The organism is Pseudomonas sp. Seg1, assembly GCF_018326005.1.
Taxonomy (GTDB): domain Bacteria; phylum Pseudomonadota; class Gammaproteobacteria; order Pseudomonadales; family Pseudomonadaceae; genus Aquipseudomonas.
In genome coordinates this window covers 2,812,283-2,836,271 of sequence record NZ_AP021903.1, presented here as the reverse complement: position 1 = coordinate 2,836,271, position 23,989 = coordinate 2,812,283, and the positions used below count along the sequence as shown (strand labels likewise).

The 23,989-nt window shown below is 62.2% G+C and carries 7 protein-coding genes (1 of these 7 only partly in view); 3 read left to right on the top strand and 4 right to left on the bottom strand.

Features of this window, described 5'->3' with window-relative positions:
• The first annotated feature begins 117 nt into the window (after positions 1–117).
• Together KI231_RS12515 and KI231_RS12510 are read left to right on the top strand one after the other, a co-directional pair.
• Positions 118–3,030: a PAS domain-containing hybrid sensor histidine kinase/response regulator gene (locus KI231_RS12515; RefSeq protein ID WP_213028775.1), complete on the top strand. Its 2,913-nt coding sequence runs from the start codon at positions 118–120 to the stop codon at positions 3,028–3,030.
• A 7-nt stretch (positions 3,031–3,037) separates the two neighbouring features.
• A complete protein-coding gene (locus tag KI231_RS12510) occupies positions 3,038–4,282 on the top strand; it encodes an MFS transporter (RefSeq protein WP_213028426.1) in 1,245 nt (414 codons plus the stop codon).
• 149 nt (positions 4,283–4,431) lie between these two features.
• Here the strand turns inward: KI231_RS12510 and ycaC are convergent, their stop codons facing one another.
• Entirely contained in the window at positions 4,432–5,064 is a 633-nt protein-coding gene (gene ycaC, locus KI231_RS12505; protein WP_213028425.1) for an isochorismate family cysteine hydrolase YcaC, read from the bottom strand.
• Between the two features lie 326 nt (positions 5,065–5,390).
• On the opposite strand from ycaC, the gene KI231_RS12500 reads away from it, so the two are divergent.
• Positions 5,391–6,140 (top strand): helix-turn-helix transcriptional regulator, encoded by a 750-nt coding sequence (locus tag KI231_RS12500; RefSeq protein ID WP_103303539.1) that lies wholly within the window; start codon positions 5,391–5,393, stop codon positions 6,138–6,140.
• A gap of 197 nt (positions 6,141–6,337) precedes the next feature.
• Here the strand turns inward: KI231_RS12500 and KI231_RS12495 are convergent, their stop codons facing one another.
• The 3 genes from KI231_RS12495 to KI231_RS12485 form a co-directional block, all read right to left on the bottom strand.
• Complete coding sequence (locus KI231_RS12495; RefSeq protein WP_213028424.1) at positions 6,338–8,296, bottom strand: MacB family efflux pump subunit; 1,959 nt, start codon at positions 8,294–8,296, stop codon at positions 6,338–6,340.
• Between the two features lie 2 nt (positions 8,297–8,298).
• Positions 8,299–9,447: a macrolide transporter subunit MacA gene (gene macA / locus KI231_RS12490; protein WP_103303537.1), complete on the bottom strand. Its 1,149-nt coding sequence runs from the start codon at positions 9,445–9,447 to the stop codon at positions 8,299–8,301.
• A gap of 65 nt (positions 9,448–9,512) precedes the next feature.
• Positions 9,513–23,989, bottom strand: the 3' portion of a protein-coding gene (locus KI231_RS12485) for a non-ribosomal peptide synthase/polyketide synthase (RefSeq protein ID WP_213028423.1). Its footprint extends 3,373 nt past the window's final position; the window shows 14,477 of its 17,850 coding nt (coding positions 3,374–17,850); its start codon lies beyond the right edge, outside the window — the gene reads right to left on this strand; it ends in the stop codon at positions 9,513–9,515.

The following is a 23,989-nucleotide window of genomic DNA, read 5'->3' as shown; positions in this document are numbered from 1 at the left end:
GCATGAGGCGCCGTGTCAATGAGTGACCCGTAGTGTTCGTTTGCCACAAAAATCAATAAGGCATGAGTGGTGGAAACCCTGAAAGATCTTACTCGTGAGGCGCTTGAAGCTGAGGTTCTGCGCCTGCGCCAGGCGCTCGAAAGTGCCGTATTGCCTTCGCCAGACGCCTGTGTTCCGCACGATCTGGCTACGCAACTCTCCGCCAGCCGAGCGGCGCTGGCCAGCAGCGAGGCACGCCAGCGAGCGATCTTCGAGTGCGCGATCGATTTCGCCATGGTCGTTACCGACCCGCAGGGCACCATCACCGAATGGAACTCAGGCGCCGTCAATGTCATGGGCTGGACGGCCGAGGAAATGCTCGGCCACAGCGCCGAGCGCTTTTTCACCCCGGCGGATCGTGCCGCTGGCCGTATAGCGCTGGAAATGCAGCGCGCGCTGCTGGAGGGACGCGCCTCCGATGAACGTTGGCACCTGCGCAAGGATGGCCAATTGTTCTGGGCGTCAGGCGAACTGATGCCGCTGTACGCTAACGATCAAACACATCTGGGTTTCGTGAAAATCCTGCGTGACCGCACCGGTGAACATCTGGCCGGCCGTGCGCTCTTCGACACTCAAGAGCGCTATCGCCTGGCGGTCAAAGCGACTCGCGATGCGGTCTGGGACTGGGATTTGCAAAGCGGACAGATTGTCTGGAACGAAGCGCTGCAACAGGCTTACGGATTCCCGCCGGCCGCCATTGACCCGAGCATCGATTGGCGCTTCGCGCAGATCCACCCACAGGATCGCGATAGCGTCAGGACCTCGATCCGCTCAACGATTGACGGAAAAGGTTCGACCTGGAGCGCCGAGTATCGCTTCCGCTGCGAGGACGGTTCCTACGCCGAGGTGCTCGACCGCGGCCACGTGATCCGCAACGCCGACGGCCAGGCCGAACGCATGATCGGCGCAATGCTCGACCTGACCCGCTCGCGCAGTGCCGAAACCGCACTGCGCCTGAGCGAGGAACGCTTTAGCACCATTCTGGAAACCATCGAAGCGGCCTTCGCCATCGTCAAAGTCAAATTCGACGCCGACGACCGCCCGGTGGATTACTTCTTCGTCGAGGCCAACCCGGCATTTGAGCGTCAGTGCGGCGTCAACCTGCGCGGCAAATGGGTGACCGAGTTTGCGCCAAATCTGGAGAAGTTCTGGTTCGAGACTTACGGGCACGTTGCCAAGACCGGTGAACCGGCGAACTTCGAGAACTACGCCAACACCTTCGAGCGCTGGTTCGACGTGCGGGCGGTGCGCGTCGGTGACCCGGCAGATCGTCAGATTGCTATCTTTTTCAGCGACGTCACCGCACGCCGCGACGCCGAAGAGCGACTGCGGATCAGCGAAGCCGTCGCCCGGGAAAACGTCGAGCGTGTGCAACTTGCCCTCGCCGCCGGCGCCATTATCGGTACTTGGCACTGGGACCTGCCGAGTAATCGCTTCGCCGTGGACGAAGGCTTTGCCCGGGTGTTCAACCTCGACCCGGCGCTGGGTCGCGAAGGCCTGAGCCTGGAACAAGTGGTGATGACCGTACACCCCGATGATCAGGCTGGACTCACCGGCGCGATCACGGCGGCAATTGCCCGTGGCGGCGCCTACTCGCATCAGTACCGAGTGCGCGGCGCCGATGGGAAATACAACTGGATCGAAGCCAACGGCCGCGTCGAATGCGCCGACGACGGTACCCCGTTGCGCTTCCCCGGCGTACTTATCGATGTCGAAGACCGGCGCAATGTCGAGGCCGAACGTGACCGTGCCAACGCAGCCTTGCGCGCGCTCAACGACACCCTCGAACAACGTGTGTTGGCGCGCACCGCCGATCTCATGCAAGCCGAAGAAAAACTGCGACAGTCGCAGAAGATGGAAGCGGTCGGCCAGTTGACCGGCGGCCTCGCCCATGACTTCAACAACCTGCTGGCCGGCATTTCGGCCGCGCTGGAGCTGGTGGAAAAACGCATCGCGCAGGGTCGCCTGAAGGACGTCGACAAGTACATGGCCACTGCTCAAGGCGCGACCCGCCGTGCGGCCGCCCTGACCCATCGACTTCTGGCCTTCTCCCGACGGCAGACGCTCGATCCGCGTCCGACCGACGTCAACACACTGATTGTCGGGATGACCGAGTTGATCCAGCGCACCGTCGGCCCGAGCATTCGCTTGCAGACGCTGGCGGCACCCGATCTGTGGCCGGCGCTGGTTGACGCCAGTCAGCTGGAAAACGCCCTGCTCAATCTGTGCATCAACGCCCGCGACGCGATGCCAGATGGCGGGCGCATCACCGTTGAAACGTCCAATCGATCCATTGCGCTCGAATCTGCCCGAACCCTCGATATGCCTGAAGGCGAGTACCTGTGCCTCTGCGTCACCGACACTGGCACCGGCATGAGCGCCGAAGTCATCGCCAAGGCTTTCGACCCGTTTTTCACCACCAAACCGCTCGGCCAGGGCACCGGCCTGGGGCTGTCGATGATCTACGGGTTCACCAAGCAATCCGGCGGTCAAGTGCGCGTGCACTCGCAAGTCGGGCAAGGCACGACGATGTGCATTTACTTGCCGCGTTATCGCGGTGAGGCGCAGCAAAACCAAGACGCCACCCACAGCACCACTACGCCGGTGGCCAAGGCCGGTGAGACCATATTGATCGTCGACGACGAGCCGACAGTGCGCATGCTGCTCAAGGATGTGTTCAGCGAGCTCGGCTACACCGTGCTGGAAGCCGCGGACAGTGTCGAAGGCCTTGAAACGTTGCGATCGCGCGTACACATCGACCTGCTCATCACCGATGTCGGTTTGCCCGGTGGCATGAACGGCCGGCAAATGGCCGAAGCGGGCCGGGAAATCCGTCCGAAACTGAAAACCCTGTTCATCACCGGTTACGCCGAAAATGCCGTGATCGGCAGCGGCCAACTCGGACCGGGGATGCAAGTCCTGACCAAGCCATTTGCCGTCGACACCCTGGTGGCACGGGTCAGCCATCTGCTGTCTGCCAATTTCGAGTGAGGCTGCTGTGAGCAATCAACTGGATCGCCGCAATAACCTGTCACTGGACAGCCTCAATTTTTTCCTCGCCGACGTGCGCGACGGGCTCGGGCCGTACCTGGCGATTTACCTGTTGGCGGTGCATCACTGGGACCCGGCCAGTATCGGCGTGGTCATGACCCTTGCCGGCATCGCCGCGCTGATCACCCAGACACCGGCCGGCGCACTGGTCGACAGCAGCCGCAGCAAACGCGCGCTGATAGCCCTCGCGGCACTGCTGGTGACCGGCAGTTGCCTGGTGCTGCCCTTCGTCACGTCCTTCACTCTGGTGGCGTTGACTCAAGCCTTGAGCGCAGCGGCGGCCTCAATCTTCGCCCCGGCCATTTCCGCGATCACCCTGGGCATGACCGGCCCGCGAGCGTTCACCCGGCGCACCGGGCGCAATGAAACCTTCAACCATGCCGGCAACGCCTGCGCGGCCTTGCTCGCCGGACTGTTTGCCTATCTGTTCGGCCCCGTTGCGGTGTTTTACTTGATGGCAGCCATGGCACTCGCCAGCGTGATCGCCATCCACTTCGTCAGCGCAGATGCCATCGACCACGACCTGGCCCGCGGCCTCGACCCCACTGCGGACAAGCATCAACCCTCCGGTTTGTCTGTGCTGCTCAGCAACCGGCCACTTTTGTTGTTTGCCATTTGCTGCGCACTGTTTCACCTGGCCAATGCTGCGATGCTGCCGCTGGTGAGCCAGAAACTCGCGCAAACCAATCTGCAAATGGCCACGCCACTGACGTCCGCGTGCATCGTCGCGGCGCAACTGGTCATGGTTCCGGCTGCGCTGCTGGTCGGTGCCAAAGCCGATGAGTGGGGACGCAAACCCCTGCTGCTGGCGGGTTTTCTGATCCTGCCTCTGCGCGGCGTGCTCTACACGTTATCTGACGATCCCTATTGGCTGGTCGCGGTGCAAATGCTCGATGGCGTCGGCGCGGGTCTGTTCGGCGCGTTGTTCCCGATCATGGTGAAAGACCTCACACAAGGCACCGGTCATTTCAATATCAGCCTGGGCGCACTGACCACCGTGTTTGGTCTCGGTGCGGCACTGAGTAACGGGCTGGCCGGGTTTGTCGTGCAAGGCGCCGGTTATAGCGCTGCGTTTCTGACGTTGGCGGGGATTGCGGCGGTGGCCGTTGTGTTGCTTTGGGTGGGGGTTCCGGAGACGTTGCGTGGGGCGCCGAACTTGCGGGGAAAAGACGTTATGCGAGCCGCTGAATAACCCTTGTGGGAGCAAGCCCCCTCCCACAGGTTTGCGCGTCGTTCAGGGATTTTGCAGGAGTTGTCGAGTGAAACGAGGCTGCGATCCTTTGATCTTCGCAAAAGATCAAAAGATCGCAGCGTGCCGCATCTACAGGTATCTCCACCCACTTATTTTTGCTGAGCCGTCAGCGCCGAGTAGCTGTTCATCAGATTGCGGTAGTTAGGAATCCGCTGCGACAGCAGATTACCCAGCCCTTCAATGTCGTTGCGCCAGTCGCGGTGCAGCTCACACGCCACCGAGAACCAGTTCATCATCTGTGCGCCAGCCTGGGTCATGCGACTCCATGCAGCCTGTTGCACGGTGGTGTTGAAGGTGCCGGAGGCATCGGTCACCACGAACACATCAAAGCCTTCGGCCAGCGCCGACAATGTCGGGAACGCGACGCAGACGTCCGTCACCACACCGGCGATGATGATCTGCTTGCGACCGGTGGCTTTGATCGCCTTGACGAAGTCTTCGTTGTCCCAGGCGTTGATCTGGCCAGGGCGAGCGACGTATGGCGCGTCCGGGAACATCTCTTTCAGTTCCGGCACCAGCGGGCCATTCGGGCCTTGTTCGAAACTGGTGGTGAGGATGGTCGGCAGGTCGAAGAACTTCGCCAGATCGGCCAGCGCCAGCACGTTGTTTTTGAACTCGTTCGGCGAGAAGTCCTGCACCAGCGAAATCAGACCGGTCTGGTGATCGACCAGCAGCACTACGGCGTCGTCTTTGTTGAGGCGGTTGTAGGTTGGAGTGTTCATCTGTGCATTCCTTTTCAGTTGTGTGAGTTCTTGTTGCGTTCAAGATGGGCACAGATTACTGACACACTGAAACGGGATAAATCAGCTGAAAAGCGTTTCACCGTCAACTCAGAAAGGACAATCACTCAGACGTCACGGTGTTTCCGACGCAGGACTTCGCAAGAGGGAGAAGCCATGCGGTTATTAACAAATAACCCCTTCATTCAGCCGTCACTCAAACGTTGTACTAGGATAGGATCCAATTCCTGCAGCAATTGTGCGTTCAAGGAGATCGTAGACGACGCTGCCGGGACGTTTGTAAACCCGCAAATTCATGGATGACGTATATGAATTCATACCTGTTCCCCCACATCGGCAAAGTCATTGCGAGTACCGGCAGCCGGCATTTCCCGCGCATGCTGCATGACCTCATCCGCACCCAACTGGCGGTCGATGCCACGCACATTCGCCAGATGCGCGTCGAACCCGTGGGGCGCACCGCGAGCCGCAGTGAATCCGAACCGATGAAAGATCCGGCTCTGCTGGCCGAAACGGTATTCTCCGAACACAGTACTGCGACGCCCGACGCTGTGTCGCCGCCTGAGTCTTCGGCGTGCGCAGACGCCTCGCAATTGCATCTGACCCGCCGTAAGGACGGTTACCGTTATGTGATTTCGGTGTACCGCAACGGTCAGTCCCAGCGCTTTTCCGCGCAGGAACGCAGCCTATTGCAAGACATTTCCCCAGTCCTGTTGCCGATGGTGGAAAAACACATCAACGCACTGCAGCCTGCCAGCATTGACGCCGCGCGCCCCTGCGAGGCCGCCGAAGGCTCGGGGCTGGAAACCCTGCGAGGGCGTTTTACCGAGCGCTTGCAGCAATTGGGGCTGAGCCTGTCGAATCGCGAAACCGAAGTGTGTGTCGGCCTGCTCGCCGGCCGCACCGCGCCGGAACTGGCCGAACAGTTGCAGTTGAAGGTCAACACGGTGGAAAGCTATCTCAAACGTGCAGCCATCAAGCTCGGTATCAGCGGCCGTCATTCGCTGATGCGCTGGATGTATTCGCCAATGGAAACCTCCGCTTCAAGCGCTGCCTGACAATCCCGTTTATTGCGTACGACTTCAGATCCATCCCCCTCACCCAGCCCTCTCCCCCAAGGCGCGAGGGGGAAAGGGAGCCGATCTTCGCGGCTTGCAAACCCGAGTTCGACTCGATGGTTCAAGTCAGTGAAGCTCGCAAGTACGACTCGGTCAGTCCCCTCTCCCCCGGGAGAGGGTTAGGGTGAGGGCAGTTTTCAATCCCGGGCCAACGCCTCGATCGGATCAAGTCGCGAGGCATTTCTTGCCGGCACGAAGCCAAATACGATGCCGATCAGCGTCGAGCAGACCACCGCCGTCAGCACCGATGCCAGCGAGAAAACCATTTCCCACTCTTTGATAAACACCGAAAACAGGTGGCCGATGGCGTAGGACAGCGTAATCCCGATCGCCCCGCCCAAAAGACAAACCATCACCGCCTCTACCAGAAACTGCTGGCGAATGTCCGATTGCCGGGCACCGACCGCCATGCGAATGCCGATCTCGCGCGTCCGCTCGGTCACCGACACCAGCATGATGTTCATCACCCCGATCCCCCCCACCACCAACGAAATCACCGCGATCAACGACAGCAGCAACGCCAGCGAGCGGCTGGTTTTCTGCACTGTCTGCAAGACGCTGTCGAGGTTGTTGGTGAAGAAATCCTTGATGCCATGGCGTTGCAGCAACAACTGCGTGACATGTTCTTCGACCACTTTGCTTGGCTGACCGTCCTTCATGCGCACGCTGATGCTGTCCAGATAACGTTGGCCCAACACCCGCCCGGCGGCGGTTTCATAAGGCACCCAGACGTTGAGGGTCTTGCCCGAAGCGAAGAGATTTTTGTTCTCCGCCGCCACACCGATCACCGTGCACGGCAGATTGCCGATCAGGATCACCTGCCCCAACGGGTCGACGCCGCCACCGAACAAGCGCTGACGCGTGTTGTGATCGATCACCACCACTTGCGCCTGGCGCCGCGCATCGCTTTCGCTGAACGGGATGCCCTCGGCCATTTTGATGCCGCGTACCTGGAAGTACTGGTGACTGACGCCATTGACCTGTGCGTCCAGATCGATATTGCGATAGCGCAGCAACAGACTGCGGCCGATCATCGGCGTGGCACTGTCGACGTAATACAACTGATTCAGCGCCGTGACGTCGGCGGGCAACAGGGTTTCGATGGCGGCTGCGCGCTTGTCGCCGTAGCTGCTGCCGGGATAAATATCGATGGTATTGCTGCCGATGGCCGCGATGTCCTTGAGCACGTAGCGCTTGGCGCCCTCACCCACCGCCGAGATCGACACCACCGACGTGATGCCGATGACGATACCGAGCATGGTCAGCAACGTGCGCATGCGGTGCGAGATCAGCGCGACCCAGGCCATGCTGAACGCCTCTTTGAACAGGCCGAGGCTGGCGACCAGACGCCGTGAGGCGGTGGCCTTGGGGGCCACCGCGTCTTCGTCCGGCAGTTGCGTGGTGTCACGCACGTTGCTGCGGTCACTGAGGATTGCACCGTCACTGACCTCGATGATGCGCTCGGCGTTGGCCGCGACTTTCGGGTCGTGGGTCACCAGAATCACCGTGTGTCCGGCCGCGTGCAGTTCCAGCAGGATGCGCATCACTTCTTTGCCGCTGGCGGTGTCGAGCGCGCCGGTCGGTTCATCGGCGAGAATCACTTCGCCGCCGTTCATCAAGGCGCGGGCGATACTCACCCGCTGTTGCTGCCCGCCCGACAGTTGGCTCGGCCGGTGGCTCAAGTGCTCCTGCAAGCCCAATCGCGCCAATAATTCTCGGGCTCGGGCATGGCGTTGCAGCTGTGGAATACCCGCGTAGATCGCTGGCATTTCGACGTTGTGCATGGCGCTCAGGTGCGGCAGCAAATGGTAACGCTGGAAGATGAAACCGAAGTAATCGCGGCGCAGTTCCGCCAGCGCCTGATTATCCAGATCGCGGGTTTCCTGGCCGTTGATCTTGTAGCTGCCGGCAGTGGCGTAATCGAGGCAACCGAGCAGGTTCATCAACGTTGATTTACCCGAGCCCGAGGCGCCGATGATCGCCACCATTTCCCCGGCATTGATCGTCAGGTTGATATTTTTCAGCGCGAGAAATTCGCGGTCACCGGCGGTGAAACTGCGGGTGATGCCCGTGAGTTGGAGCAGCGGTTGCGTCATGTTCAAGCCCCCGCCACGTTGGTCACTGGATCACCAATCACCACACGATCACCCTCGGCCAGCCCCTCATTGACCTGCACCTTGACGTTGTTGTTGATCCCTGTCTGCACGTTGCGCGACTGCGCATGGCCCTTGGCGTCCAGCACCCGCACCGGAAAACTGCCATCGGCATTGCGCGGGCCAAGCGCCGCCACCGGTACGGTCAGCACTGACTTGGCGGTGTCGAGGACGATGCGCACTTGCGCGGTCATCGAAATGCGCAGGCGGTGATCAGGGTTGGGCACTTCGAACAGCGCGTTATAGAACACCGCCGAGTTTTGCTTGGGCGTACCGGCGGGCGGCGTTTCCAGAAAGTTCTGCGGCGCCGGTTCCGTGCCGCGCAGCTTGCCGTAATAGCGCTTGTCCTCGCCGAGAATGGTGAAGTACACCTCCTGCCCCGGGGCGATGTGAATCACATCGGCCTCGGAGACTTGGGCCTTGACCGTCATGGTGTCCAGGTCCGCCAGTTTCAGCAGGATCGGCGCCAACTGGTTAGCGATCACGGTCTGCCCTTCCTGGGTGACGATACCGACCACGTCGCCATCAATTGGCGCGACGATCCGCGTGTACGCCAGGTTGACCTTGGCGGTATCGATCTGGATGTGCGCACTCTTGATCTGCGCGTCCAGCGACAACAGATTGGCCTGCTGCACTTCGTAATCCGATTGGGCGGTTTCGAAATCCTGGCGAGAGATCGAGGCATCTTCCTGCAGGTTTTTATAGCGTTCGTAAATTGCTTTGGTCTGCTTGAGCTGGGCCTGTGTGGCACGCTTTTGCGCTTGCAGGTTTTCCTCATCGACCTGGGCCTGACGCAGGGTGTTCTGCAACACCAGAGGATCGATTTCCGCCAGCCACTGGCCCTTTTTCACTTTGTCGCCGACCTTGACCTTGAGCGACTTCAACTGGCCGGAGACTTGCGCACCGACGTCCACTTGCTTGATGCCTTCGAGCAACCCGGTGGCCAGCACCGCGTTTTCGATATCACTGCGTTCGACCGTGGCGGTCAGGTACTGCGGTGCCTCGGCCGGCGCCTGCACCGTGTAGAACACCAATCCGGCCACCGCGGCCAACGCCAATCCCATACCGACTTTGCGCAACTTCGACTTTTCCATAAATGACCACAAGTCCGTTCAGGAGTGGGCCCGGCCAGCGGCCGGGCTCGGGTAGAGAAACAACATCAGGACAGCGTTTCGTTGACCGGCACTGACAGGCCGTCATGCCACCACGCCGCGAGACTGAAGACGTTGGGCGCCTTGAGAATCGTGAAGTGATTGCCGGGCCCGTACCACACCGCCAGATCGTTGACCTGACGCTGCCAGCCTTCCAGGATCGCGGCCTGCTCGCGCTGATTGCCCCAGGCGTCCAGCGTCGGGTCGTCGACCAGCACCAGCCTGACCGGCCCGTGGTAGGCGAGTGTCGGTTGATAGACCGTGCGCAACGCCGTGGCGAAGGTCCGCACCGGGCCGTGCATGGCGTCTGCCGCAGCCTTTTCCGAAAGCACCCCGGCGCTCACCATGCCGGCATGCAGAAGACGCATCTGCGTCGTGTCATCGGCATTGGCAAAGGTCAGCGGGTCAATCCCCAGGGACTTGCCGCTGGACAATTGCAGCGTTTCGATCAGACGCTCCAGCGCAGCCGTCGCCGTATACGGTTTACCAGCCGTGCCGTCGCCGCCGGGCGCCTCACTGTCGATCAACGTCAGCGACGCCACTGCACGCCCGGCAGCCTGCAACTGCGCCGCCATGGCGTGCGCCACCCAACCGCCGAACGAGTGGCCGATCAGGTGCACGGGCCCCTGCGGATAAACCTGCTCGATCGCCTGCAAATAAAACGCGGCAGCCGCCTCCACCTGACTGTGCGGCACACTGCTGCCATCCAGACCTCGCGGTTGCAGGCCGATGATCGGCCATTCCGGACCGAGCGCTTCGGTCAGGTGAATGAACCCGGTCACGCTGTCCCCCGCCCCCGGCACACAAAAGATCGGCGCATGCCCGACGTGCCCGGTCTGAATGGTCAGCAGTGGCTGATACAGCGCAGGTTCCGGCGCCACGGCAGCCTCCAGCGCCTGACTGATGGCTTGTCCGAGGGCCTGAATGTGCGGGTTTTTCATCATCGTGCGGTGATCGCCAGGGATATCGATACAGCGCAGCATTGCGCTGGCAAAACGTTCCTCCCATCCGCGCGTCGGACTCGGCACCGATTGCCCGTCCATCAATTCCTGCGCGCGGAACAGATGGATTGTCTGGCTGGCCGGGCTGACCCGGTAATGCGCCAATGCCAGTCGATGCGCGGCTTCGCGCTCAAAGTAGTGTCTGGCATCGGCGGTGCTGACGGTCGCCAGTTCCGGATCAGTCAGTTGCTGCGCCAGGCAACGCTGGAACAGCTCATTGAAATCCAGTTGCCCGACTTCAGCCTCCAGCGCCTGCACACGCGCCAGCGCGGTTTGCCCCTCTGCACCAAGCATCATCGAACGACCCCGGCAATGGCCCAGCAACTGGCGCTTGTCCAGCCCTTCACCGCTCCACATTGCCTTGTTCTGAGCCAGTGGGTTGGGCGCGTAGCTGTCGAGCATGCCGATGAACGCAACCGGCTCATCAAGGCCAAGCAATTGCTGGGCAACTTCAAGGGCCAACACCCCGCCGAATGACCATCCCGCCAGACGATATGGCCCGTGCGGCTGTACCGAACGGATGATTCCGACCAGACGCCGGGCCATGCACTCGATCGTGCGCAGTTGCGGCTCGCCGAGTGGCACACCGGGCAAACCGTAAATCGGGAATTCTCCGCCGATGTGCATGGCCAGTGCCGGAAAATACACCTCGCGACCGCTGAACTCGTGCATCAGAAACAGCGGCGTACCGTGATCCCCGGCGCGCACCACGACCAGTCCTTCGGGCTGTCCGGCAACGTCGCGGCGCTGATTCAGCAGCGTAGCGGCGGACTCGACGCTCGGGTGCTGGAACAACTGCGCCAGCGACACTGGCAAGCCTGCTCGCTGCATCAGATTGACCAGACGCACCGCCAACAGCGAGTGCCCGCCCAACTCGAAGAAGTTGTCGTGACGCCCGACCTGCTCAACGCCAAGCACTTGCGCCCAGATTCGCGCCAATGCCGTTTCGACTTCGCCTTGCGGCGCCACGTACGGACGGTTGATGAGCGCATCCACCCCCGGTTCAGGCAGCGCCTTGCGATCAACCTTGTCATTGGGCGTCAGCGGCAGAGCGTCGAGCAGCACGTAAGCCCCGGGCACCATGTACTCCGGCAATCGCTCCAGCATATGGGCGCGCAACACTTCCAGATCTGGCGCGGCAACGCCGGCACGTACGGTGTACCAGGCGACCAGGCGCTCGTCGCGCACCATGACCACCGCTTGGTGGACCGCCGGGTGCTCGATCAACCGAGCTTCGATTTCACCCGGTTCCAGACGCAAGCCACGCAACTTGACCTGGAAATCGTTGCGGCCGAGGAATTCCAGCTCACCGTCGTTGTTGTAGCGCACCAGATCGCCGGTGCGGTACAGCCGATCACCCGGCACAAACGGGCTGTCGATGAAGCGCTCGGCCTGCATCTCGGGCAGTCCGTGATAGCCGCGCGCCACGCCCACGCCACCGATGTGCAACTGACCACTGACGCCCAGCGGCACTGGCTGATCGTGGGCATCGAGGACGTACAGGCGAGTGTTGCTCAGTGCCTTGCCGATCGGCACCACGCTGTCCGGCAACCGGCTGCCCGGTTCCAGCGTCCAGCCGCTGCTGTCGACGGTGGTTTCGGTCGGCCCGTAGACGTTGTGCAAACGCACCCACGGCAGGCGCTGACGCACCTGACGGGCCAGCGCCGCGCTGAGTTCGCCGCCACCATTGAGCACGTCGGTGAGGCTGGTGCACTGGTCGACATCGTCCTGCTCGATGAAATGCTGGAGCAACGCCGGAACGAACTTGACCACGCTGACCTGATGCTCGCGAATCGCCTGCACTACATAAGCCGAGTCGCGGTTGCCGTCAGGTCGTGCCAGCACCAGACGCAGGCCGGAACACAGTGGCCAGAAGATCTCCCACACCGAGCTGTCGAAGCTGAACGGTGCTTTTTGCAGCAGCGCACCGTGCTCGGTGGGCGGACTGATCTGTGAGCCCCAGTGCACCATGTTGCAGGCGCTGCGGTGCTCGATCATCACGCCTTTGGGTAGGCCGGTGGAGCCGGAGGTGTAGATCATGTAGGCAAGGCTGGACGCACTCAGGCCTGGCACCTTCGGATCGTGTTCGGCCTGGTGCTGCCAGGTGCTGCGATCAAGGTCGATCAGCGCGACCGCAGACGTTGCCAACAACGAGCGGGTAGCCGATTGCACCAGCACCGCTACCGGTGCGCTGTCCTTGAGCATGTAGGCCAGACGCTCCGCCGGATAACCCGGATCCAGCGGCACATACGCCCCGCCCGCCTTGAGAATGGCGAGCAGACCGACCACCAGATCCGGCCCGCGCTCGACGCAAATCGCCACGCGCGTGTCCGGCTGCACACCGATTTCGCGCAGATGATGAGCCAGTCGGTTGGCGCGCGCATTGAGCGCTTGATAAGTCAGGGAGCCTTGCTCGGATTGCACGGCAACGGCGCCCGGTTTACGCCGAACCTGGGCTTCGAACAACGCCTGAAGCGGCTGCTCCAGCGGACACTCGGCCTCGGTTGCGTTGTACTCGACCAGCAATCGCTGAAGCTCCTCCGGCGCCGGCAACGGCAGGTGCTCCAGTACCGCTTGATCATCGCTGACCAGCGCCGCCAGCAGTCGCTGGAAGTACCCGACAAAACGCTGGATAGTCGCCTCGTCGAACAGCGCCGTGGCGTAGTTCAGCGCACCGCGAATCCCGCCCGGATAGTCGCCGAGGGTCAACGACAGGTCGAATTTGACAAAATGGTTTGGGCTGGCGACACCTTCGAGCGTCATGTCGCCGAGGGTCAGGCTTGGGCCGTCGTTGTTGTTCCAGCTCAACAGGGTCTGGAACAACGCGCTGTGGGACAGGCTGCGGACCGGTCTGGTGATTTCCACCACTTGTTCGAACGGCAAATCCTGATGCGCCTGGGCTTGCAGCGTCTGCGCCTTGACCCGCGCCAGCAACGCCTCACCGCTCAGCTCGCCGGACGTGTCGATGCGTAGTGCCAGGGTGTTGACGAACATGCCGATCAAACCTTCGATCTCGGCGCGGGTACGGTTGGCCACCGGCGAGCCGATCACCACGTCGGACTGGCCGGACAAGCGCGCGAGCAATATCGCCCATGTGCTCATGATCACCATGTATGGCGTGACGGCGCGTCGCTGGCACAGCGCCTTGAGGCCGGCGCTGGTCTGCTCGTCCAGCTGTACTTCGACACTGCCGCCGCTGTAATCCTGCTGCGCCGGACGCGGACGGTCGGTCGGCAGGCTTAACAAAGCCGGAGCGCCGGCGAGGTTCTTTTGCCAGTAATCACACTGACGCTGCAACACTTCACCGCTGAGCCAGCGGCGCTGCCACACCGCGTAGTCGGTGTATTGCAGAGCCAGCGGTGGCAGCGGATCGGCTTCACCACGGCTGAAGGCCTGATACAGCGCCATCAGCTCGCGAGTCAGCACGCCCATCGACCAGCCGTCGGAGATGATGTGGTGCATGGTCAGCAACAGCACGTGGTGATCGTCGGCCAGACGCACCAGCCGGCCGCGCACCAGTGGATCATGTTCCAGGTTGAACGGCGCGCACGCTTCGGCTTCGCTCAGTTGCTGCAACGCCTCGTCGGCTTGCGGATGCTCACGCAAATCTGCGACTTGCAGCAACAGACCGGTGTCGACCGGCAGGATCAGCACTTGTGCCTGATCGTTGTGCGGGGTGAAGCGGCTGCGCAGGGTTTCATGGCGGGCGACGATTCGTGCCAGCGCCCGTTGCAAGGCGTCTTCATCGAGGCGCCCGCGCAAACGCAGACCCACCGGTATGTTGTACGCCGAGTTGCCGTCGCCCATCTGGGCGAGGAACCACAGGCGTTGCTGGGCAAACGACAGCGGCAGCGCTTGATCACGCGGTGCCGGCACAATATCCGGCAGCGTGCTGCGGCCGGCACGACTGAGGACTTCGGCGACGGCGGCCAGTTGCGGGTTGGCGAACAGATCGGCCAACGCCAGTTCCACACCCATTTGCTGACGCACCTGGGACAACATGCGCATCGCCAGCAGTGAATGACCGCCGAGTTCGAAAAAGTTGTCGTGCCGGCCGACCTGCCCGACCTGCAACACCTCGGACCAGACGGCGGCGAGGCTTGCTTCCAGTGGATTGGCCGGGGCCTCGTAGATTCGACTGAGCATCGCCTCCTGCGTCGGTGCCGGCAGCGCCTTGCGGTCGACCTTGCCATTGTTGTTCAGCGGCAATACGTCGAGCCGCACCCACGCCGTCGGCACCATGTATTCCGGCAGGCGCGCCTGCAACTGCGCGTGCAGATCGGCACTGTCCAGCGCCTCGTCGTGAGCGGTGTAGTACGCCACCAGACGCGTGGTTTCCTGGCCATCGCGGCGCGCCAGCACCACCGCTTCCTTGATGCCCGGGCAGTTCAGCAGGCGGTTTTCGATTTCGCCCAGCTCGATGCGGAAACCACGGATTTTCACCTGATCGTCATTGCGCCCGAGGCAATCGAGTTGCCCCGGCGCTATCCAGCGCGCGAGGTCGCCGGTGCGATACAACAGTGCGCCGGGCGTGTCGCTGAAAGGATCACGGAGGAATTTTTCCGCAGTCAGCTCCGGCCGGTTCAAGTAACCCAGCGCCACACCCTGCCCGCCAATGCACAGCTCGCCGGTCACGCCCATCGGCACGGGTTGCTGATGAGCGTCGAGGACATACACCTGAGTGTTGGCGATCGGCCCGCCAATCGGCACGCTTTCGGCATTTTCGGCCACTTCATCGACTTCGAAGCTCGTGGCGAAAGTGGTGGTTTCGGTCGGGCCGTAGCAATTCAAGATGCGCAACGCTGGCGCCTCGGCCAGCATTCGGCGGAACGCGGTCGGATCGCCGCGCTCACCGCCGCACAACAGAATGCGCAGACCTTTGAGCGCCTGCGGGATCAGTTGCACGTATTGGTTGAACAGCGCGGTGGTGAGGAACAGGATCGTCGCCCCGGAGCTGCTCAGTTCTCGGCCGAAAGCATTCGGATCAAGCAAGGTTTGATGATCGATGACCACCACTCGCCCACCGTTGAGCAACGGCCCCCAGATGTCCATGGTGCTGGCATCGAACGCCGGGTTCGAGGCGAACACAACGCGGTCCTGCGGATTGAAATCGGCATAACCGTTGTTGATCACCAAGCGGCCGATGCCACGGTGCGGCACCATCACGCCTTTCGGCGTACCGGTGGAGCCGGAGGTGTACATGATGTACGCCAGCGATTCGGATGACTGCAACAGGTTCGGGTTATGCGTCGGCTGCCCGCTGAGCTTCAGCCTGTCCAGGTCGATACGCGACGCCGGGTAGTCGATGACTTCGCTGCTCAGCGTCAGCAATGCCACCGCCCGACAATCCTCGACCATGAACGCCTGACGCTCGCTCGGCGCGTTGATGTCCAGCGGCACGTAGGCTGCCGCGCATTTGGCAATCGCCAGTTGCGCGACCAGCAATTCCAGCGAGCGTGGCAACAGGATCGCCACATGATCGCCCGGTTGCACGCCTTGGCCGATCAGATGATGGGCCAGGCGATTGGCCTGCGCGTTCAGTTCAAAGTAGCTCAGCGAGTGCGCACCATGCACCGCTGCGACAGCTTTCGGATGCGCCGCGACCTGCTGCTGGAAAATCCCGTGCACGGTCAGCGTCTGCGGATATTCACGCGCCGTGGCGTTGAAATCCGTCAACAGGCGTTGACGCTCATCCGGCGCCAGCAGTGGCACGTGTTCCAGTACGGTGTGATCAGCGCCGACCATCGCTTCCAGCAGCCGCTGGAAATAGTCGACATAGCGCTGGATCGTCGATTCGTCGAACAATGCCGTGGCGTAGTTCAGCGAACCATGAATCACCCCGTTGACCTCCCCCAGCGTCAGGGTCAGGTCGAATTTGGCGACATCGTCCATCCCGGCCACACCTTCCAGCGACAGATCGCCGAGGACCAGACGCGGCCCGACGCTGCTGTCCCAACTCAACGTGGTCTGGAACAACGGGCTGTGTGCCAGACTGCGCACCGGCCGGACAATTTCCACCACCTGCTCGAATGGCAGGTCCTGATGCCCCTGGGCCTCAAGTGTTCGCGCCTTGACCTGCGCCAACAGCGCTTCGACGTTCGGTTCGCCCGAGGTGTCGATACGCAACGCGAGGGTGTTGACGAACATGCCGATCAACCCTTCGATCTCGGCACGGGTACGGTTGGCCACCGGTGAGCCGATCACCACATCGGACTGCCCGGACAGACGACTCATCAACAGCGCCCAGGCGCCGGTCATGGTCATGAACAAGGTCACCCCATGACGCTGGCTCAAGGCCTTGAGCGCTGCACTCAAGCGCGCATCCAACAACACTTCGACGTTGCCGCCGGTGTAATCCTGTTGCGCCGGGCGCGGCCGATCGGTCGGCAGAGTCAACAGCGCCGGCGCGCCGTCGAGGGTCTGCTGCCAGTAATCACTTTGCCGCTGCAGTACCTCGCCACTGAGCCAGCGCCGTTGCCACACGGCATAGTCGCCGTATTGCAAAGCCAGCGGCGGCAACGGATCTGCCTCGCCATGGCTGAACGCCTGATACAGCGCCATCAGCTCGCGAGTCAGCACGCCCATCGACCAACCGTCGGCGACGATGTGATGCACGGTCAACAACAGCACATGGTGATCGTCGGCCAGACGCACCAGCCGTCCGCGAATCAGTGCATCGGTTTGCAGATCGAATGCGGCCGAGGCTTCCTGCGTCATCAAGGCCTGCAAGGCAGGCTCGGCCTGCGGGTGTTGGCGCAGGTCTTCAACGCGCAGCAGCAAATCGCTGCCGACCGGCGCAATCGACACCTGCGCGGTGTCGTCGATGCTGACGAAACGGCTGCGCAAGGTTTCGTGACGAGCAACGATCCGCGTCAACGCCCGTTGCAGCGCATCGGCGTCGAGACGGCCGCGCAGGCGCAGGCCGATGGGGATGTTGTACGCCGAGTTGCCACCCTGCATCTGCGCCAAAAACCACAGGCGTTGCTGGGCGAAAGACAGGGGCAACGCTTGATCACGCGGCGCCGGGAGTATTTCCGGCAGCGTGCTGCGTCCGGCGCGACTCAGCGTCGCGGCCACGGCGTGCAATTGCGCATCGGCAAACAGATCGCTCAGCGCCAGCTCGACACCGAGGCGCTGACGTACCAGCGAGACCATGCGCATCGCCAGCAACGAATGGCCGCCCAGTTCAAAGAAGTGATCGTGACGGCCGACCTGCTCGACCTGCAGCACTTCAACCCAGATTTGCGCGAGCACGCTTTCCAACTCGCCTTGCGGCGCCGTGTACTCACGGATAAGCAACGCAGCATCATCAGGCTTGGGTAAGGCTTTACGATCAACCTTGCCATTGTTGTTCAGCGGCAACACATCGAGCTGCACCCACGCCGTCGGCACCATGTATTCCGGCAGCAGTGCTTGCAACTGAGCGTGCAGATCCGCGCTGTCGAGACTGTCGCCAGTCACCGTGTAATACGCCACCAGTCGTGCGTTCTCCTGGCCATCGCGGCGCGCCAGCACCACCGCTTCCTTGATGCCCGGGCAGTTCAACAGACGGTTTTCGATTTCGCCCAGCTCGATGCGGAAACCACGGATTTTCACCTGATCGTCATTGCGCCCGATGCAATCGAGTTGCCCCGGGGCCAGCCAGCGTACGAGGTCGCCGGTGCGATACAGCAGCGCGCCGGGTCTGTCGCTGAACGGGTCATGAAGGAATTTCTCGGCGGTCAGCTCCGGCCGATTCAAATAGCCCAGCGCCACCCCTTGCCCGCCGATGTACAGCTCACCGGTCACGCCCATGGGCACCGGTTGCTGATGGGCGTCGAGCACGTACACCTGAGTATTGGAAATCGGACCGCCAATCGGCACGCTTTCGGCGTTTTCCGCGACGTCATGCACGGCAAACGTTGTCGCGTAAGTGGTGGTTTCGGTCGGGCCGTAGCAATGCACGATGCGTAACGCTGGCGCCTCGGCCAGCAGCCGGCGGAACGCTGCCGGATCGCCGCGCTCACCGCCACACAGCAGGATGCGCAGGCCTTTGAGCGCCTGCGGAATCAGTTGCACGTACTGGTTGAACAGCGCCGTGGTGACGAACAGGATCGTCGCCCCGGAGCTGCTCAGTTCTCGGCCGAAAGCATTCGGATCAAGCAGGGTCTGATGATCGATGACCACCACTCGCCCGCCGTTCAACAGCGGCCCCCAGATGTCCATGGTGCTGGCGTCGAACGCCGGGTTCGAGGCGAACACAACGCGGTCCTGCGGATTGAAATCGGCATAACCGTTGTTGATCACCAACCGGCCGATGCCACGGTGCGGCACCATCACGCCTTTCGGCGTACCGGTGGAGCCGGAGGTGTACATGATGTACGCCAGCGATTCCGAGGATTGCACCAGGTTCGGGTTGTGCGTCGGTTGCCCGCTGAGTGTCAGCCTGTCGAGATCGATGCGCGGCGCGGCGTAGTCGATCACTTCGCGGCTCAGTGTCAACAGCGCCACTGCCTGGCAGTCTTCAACCATGAATGCCTGACGTTCGCTTGGCGCATTGATGTCCAGCGGCACGTACGCCGCCGCGCACTTGGCAATCGCCAGTTGCGCGATCAGCAGGTCCAGCGAGCGCGGCAGCAGGATTGCCACATGGCTGCCCGGTTGCACGCCTTGCGCGATCAGGTGATGGGCCAATTGGTTGGCTCGGGTGTTCAACTCAAAGTAACTCAACGATTGCTCGCCATGCACCGCTGCCACAGCTTGTGCGTGCGCTACGGCTTGGCGCTCGAACAGACCGTGCACTGTCAGCGATTGCGGGTATTCACGTGCCGTTGCATTAAGCTCGACCAATAACTGATGCCGCTCTGCGGCAGGCACCACTGACAGGCGATCAAAACCCACATGCGGCGTGTGTTCCAGCGCATCGAGCAATGCACCCAAAGCACTTTGCATGTATCCGCAGATCCGCTGCGCATCAATCCCGGCAGCGGCCAATACTTTCAGGCTGAAATCTTCGCCGAGATCATCAACGCTGAGCGTCAAGCGATAGTTGGTGTGCTCCTCGGCCTCAAGCAACTGCATCCCCTGCCATGCTGCTTGCGCCTCGGCGGAGATCGGCCCGAGCGGTGCGCTGTGACGATAATTGAGCAATGCGCTGAACAGCGGCGTGCCCGACGGCATCGCGCTGCATTGTTGTACCTGCGCCAATTGCGCATGCTCATGGGCCAATAACTGACTCAGGCGTTTATGGGTCGCCAGTGCGGCGCCTTTGACGCTGTGCCCGTTCAGTTCGATGCACAGCGGCAGGGTGTTGATGAACACCCCGAGCGCTCGCTCTGAACCTTCACCGCCCTGCAATCGGCCGAGTAAAACCGTGCCGAACACCACGGCTTCGCGACCGGACAGTTGCCCCAGCACCTGCGCCCAGGCGAGGTGCATCAGGCTGGCCGCGCTGACACCCAGGCGCCGTGCCTGCTGGCGTACGCTACGGCTGAGAGTGCTTTGCAGCGTCAGTTGTGCCTCTTGCGCAGGCCCGTCGTCCGCCAGGTGCTGGCCGTACGGCAAGGTCGGTTCATCGATATTGCCGAGCATTTCGCGGAAGAAGTCCTGGTGATCCTGCTCGCTCAACCCGGAACGGGTGTGCGCCACGTAATTGCGGTACGGCACCGGCTCGCTCAGTTGCTGCGGCTGACCCAGCAGATACGCCTGCATCTCGTGTTGCAGCACTTCAAGCGCGACGTGATCCATCACCAGATGATGGAACAGCAGCAACGCGACCACGCGCTGGTTGCCTGCATCGCGGCTGTACACCACGCGCATCAGCGGTGCCTCGGTGACGGGCATGCGGTATTTATCGACGGTGAAGCGCGCGCGCAATTGACTCAGCGCATCAGCCGAATCAGCGTCAAGTTCCAGCGCCTCGCAGCTCAGCGAAGCCTGACGCCAGACCACTTGCACCGGCTGTTCCAGGCCTTCCCAGAACAGCGATGTGCGCAGAATGTCATGGCGTTCGATCACCCGTTGCAGCGCCGCGACAAATGCCTGCAAACGCTGCTCATCGGCGAAGGCAAACTGCGCTTGCAGCACATACGGATCGCCCTGAGCCGCCGCCAGATGATGGAACAGAATCCCGGTCTGCAACGGTGCCAGCGGATAGATATCCTGCACATTCAGGGCACCACCGGGGACGCTCGCCACGATTCTGTCGATAGTCGCCTGATCCAGCGTGACCAACGGCAGCAACTCAGGAGTGATGTGCGTGCAGTCCGGCGGGATGAGATTGGCCGGCACAGCCGCTTCAGGTTCTCCGCCCACGGCTGCGGCCAGCGCCGCCAGGGTAGGCTGGCCGAACAGCACGCGGATATCCGCCGACAGGCCGGCCCGGCGCATGCGTGCAACCAGATTGACCGCCATCAACGAATGCCCGCCCAGTTCAAAGAAGTGGTCGTGGCGCCCTACCCGCTCGACCTTCAACAGCTCGGCCCAGAGCCCGGCAATCACTGTTTCGACTTCACCGACCGGGGCTTCGTACTCGCGCTTCAGCAGCGCGGTCTGGTCCGGTACCGGCAAGGCTTTGCGGTCCAGTTTGCCGTTGGGGCTCAGCGGCAAGGCTTCCAGATGCACGAACACGGCGGGCACCATGTAGTCCGGCAGATGCGTGAGCAATTCGCTGCGCAACTGCTCGATCAGCAAGGCTTCGCCGCTGTAGTACGCCACCAGCCGCTGATCGCCCGGCAGGTCTTCACGGGCCAGCACGGCGGCTTCGCGCACGCCGTCGACCTGCGCCAGATGCGCCTGAATCTCGCCGAGTTCGATGCGCAAACCACGGATCTTGACCTGGTCGTCATTGCGCCCCAGGTATTCGATATTGCCGTCAGCCAGATAGCGCGCGACGTCGCCGGTACGGTACAGGCGCGCGCCCGGTTGCTCGCTGAACGGGTCGTTGAGGAAGCGTTCGGCTGTCAGCTCGGGCCGGTTCAGATAACCCCGCGTCACCTGCACGCCGCCGAGATACATCTCGCCGACGACACCGAATGGCACCGGTTGCTGATAAGCATCAAGGATGTACACGCGGGTATTGCACAGCGGTTTGCCGATCGGTGGCGCGGCTTCCGGTACCGGCGTATTCGGCTCCAGCGTCCACACGGTGCTGTCGACGGTGGCCTCGGTCGGGCCATAGACGTTATGCAGGCGAACGTGCGGCAGGCGCACGCGCACGCTGCGCACCAACGCGGCGGTCAACTCACCGCCACCACAGAACAGATCGGTCAGGCTGCTGCATTCGTCAACGTCCTCGACTTCGAGGAACTGCTGCAACAGCGCCGGCACGAACTGAATGACATTGACCTGTTGCTCGCGAATGAGCTGCACCAGCGCCGCCGGGTCGCGGTGCCCGTCGGGGCTGGCGAGGACCAGACGCATGCCCGTGGTCAACGGCCAGAACAGCTCCCAGACCGAAGCGTCGAAGCTGAATGGGGTTTTCTGCAACAGCGCGGCGCCGGTTGAAAGCGGACACAGGCTGGCGCTCCAGTGCAGCAGATTGCTCAGGTTGCGGTGCTCGACCATCACGCCTTTCGGGGTGCCGGTGGAGCCTGAGGTGTAAATCACATACGCCAGATTCGCAGCGCTCAGGTCTGGCACCTGCGGATTGCTCTGCGGCAGGTTGTGCCAGGTGCATTGGTCGAAATCGATCAGCACCGCCGCAGATTCGCCGATCAGCGCACGCGTCGCCGAATGCACCAGCACGGCTACCGGCGCGCTGTCCTCGAGCATGTAGGCCAGACGCTCGGCGGGATAACCCGGATCCAGCGGCACATAAGCGCCGCCGGCCTTGAGAATGGCCAGCAAACCGACCAGCAATTGCGGTCCGCGCTCGACGCAGATCGCCACCCGCGAATCGCTGCCCACGCCGCACTCGCGCAGATGATGCGCAAGCTGGTTGGCGCGGCGGTTCAACTCGGCATAACTCAAACGCAACTCAGCGCACACCACGGCGTCAGCCTCTGGCGTGCGCAAGACCTGCGCCTCGAAGCGGCCATGGACAGTCTGCTCAAGATCATGCTCGATGGCGGTCGAGTTCAGATCAACCAGCAAATGCCGGCGCTCTTCGTCCGCCAACAACTCGACCTGCGCCAGCACCGCTTGATCGTTGCTGACCATCGCTTGCAGCAAGCGCTGGAAATAACCGACATATCGCTGGATCGTCACCTCATCGAACAAGGCAATGGCGTATTCCAGCGAACCGCGAATGCCGTCCGCAGCCTCTGCCAGGGTCAACGACAGATCGAATTTGGCAAAATGGCTCGGCTCGGCGACGCGTTCCAGCGTCAGATCACCCAGGCTCAGGCCAGCGCCGTGGCCGCTTTCCCAACTGAACATCACCTGGAACAACGGGCTGTGCGCCATGCTGCGCAGCGGTTTGGTGATTTCCACCACTTGCTCGAACGGCAGATCCTGATGCGCCTGCGCCGCCAGTGTCTGCGCCTTGACTCGCGCCAGCAACGCCTCGCTGCTCAACTCACCGGAGGTATCGATGCGCAGCGCGAGGGTGTTGACGAACATGCCGATCAAGCCCTCGATCTCGACGCGGTTACGGTTGGCGACAGGCGAGCCGATGACCACTTCCGACTGCCCGGACAAACGACTCAGCAGGCTCGCCCATGCGCTGATCATCAGCATGTACATCGTCACGCCGTGGCGCTGGGACAGGGCTTTGAGGCCGGCACTCAAACGCTCGTCGAGCAGCACATCGACGGTGCTGCCGGCGAAATCCTGTTCTGCCGGACGGGGTCGATCGGTCGGCAGCATCAACAGCGCCGGCGCGCCGGCTAGCGTCTGTTGCCAGTATTCGCTCTGGCGCTGCAACACCTCACCGCTGAGCCAGCGGCGCTGCCACACCGCGTAATCGGTGTATTGCAGCGCCAGCGGTGGCAACGGATCCGGTTGGCCATGGCTGAACGCCTGATACAACGCCATCAGTTCACGGGTCAAAATCCCCATCGACCAGCCATCGGAGATGATGTGGTGCAGGGTCAGCAGCAGTACGTGATGATCATCGGCCAGCCGCACCAGCCGCCCGCGAATCAGCGGGTCGTCCTGCAAATCGAAGGGTCCCGACGCTTCGCCCTGGATCAACGCCAGCAAGGTTTTCTCGGGTTGCGGGTGCTGCCGCAGATCTTCGACGCGCAGCAGCAAACCGCTGTCGACCGGGGCAATCAATACCTGTGCTTCGTCGTTGAACTGGGCAAAACGGCTGCGCAGGGTTTCGTGGCGGGCAACGATGCGCCCCAGCGCTTGTTGCAGCGCCTCTTCGTTGAGATGGCCACGCAGGCGCAGGCCGATGGGAATGTTGTACGCGGTGTTGGCGCCTTCCATTTGCGCCAGAAACCATAAACGTTGCTGGGCGAACGACAGCGGCAAAGCACCGTCACGGGCCACCGGCACAATCTCCGGTTGCGTGCTGCGCCCGGCTCGCGCCACCGCTGCGGCGACCGCCGCCAGTTCAG